This window comes from Olsenella sp. An290 (assembly GCF_002159535.1).
GTDB lineage: Bacteria > Actinomycetota > Coriobacteriia > Coriobacteriales > Atopobiaceae > Thermophilibacter.
Genome location: NZ_NFIU01000042.1, coordinates 1 through 666, shown reverse-complemented (window position 1 = coordinate 666; position 666 = coordinate 1). Strand labels below are relative to the sequence as shown.

The window sequence follows — 666 nt, the reverse complement described above, 5'->3', positions numbered from 1 at the left end:
CCCGACGCCGGCTACCTCGAGTACGTGGACTTTCGCACGCTCGGGCTGCTCTTCTGCCTCATGGCCACGATGGCAGGGCTCTCGCGCGCCGGCGTCTTCCAGGCGGCGGGCCGGGCGCTCGTGGCGCGCCTGCACTCGGGGACGGGCGTGGTGATGGGTCTCGTGCTGCTCCCCTTTGTGGCGAGCATGCTCGTCACCAACGACGTCTCGCTCATCGCCTTCGTGCCGTTTGCCCTTCTCGTCCTGCGCATGCTGGGGATCGCCGACGCCTCGGTCTTCACCGTGGTCATGATGACGGTGGCGGCAAACCTCGGCAGCATGCTCACGCCCATCGGCAACCCCCAGAACCTCTACCTCTACTCCGCCTCCGGGATGGGCGCCCTGGAGTTCGTGGGGCTCATGCTGCCCTACGCGCTGGTCTCGGCCGCGCTGCTGGTGGCGTGCGTCCTCGCCTACGGGGCGCGGCGGCACGGCCTGCCCGTGAGGGCCGAGGGAGGGAGGGCGCTGCCCGCCGCGGACGGGCTCGAGCCGGGCCGCGTGCGCGGGCGCGCCGTCGCCCCCTGGGCGGCGCTCTTTGCGCTGAGCCTGCTCGCCGTCGCGCGGGCGCTCCCCGTGCCGGCGCTCCTCGCCATCGTGGTGGCCGTCGCGCTGGCGGCGGACCGGGGG

General features: G+C 73.4%; 1 protein-coding gene. It reads left to right on the top strand.

Features of this window, described 5'->3' with window-relative positions; translation table 11 throughout:
- The coding region (locus tag B5F84_RS09415) for an SLC13 family permease (RefSeq protein WP_255375247.1) at nucleotides 1-666 on the top strand (666 nt) is incomplete at both ends.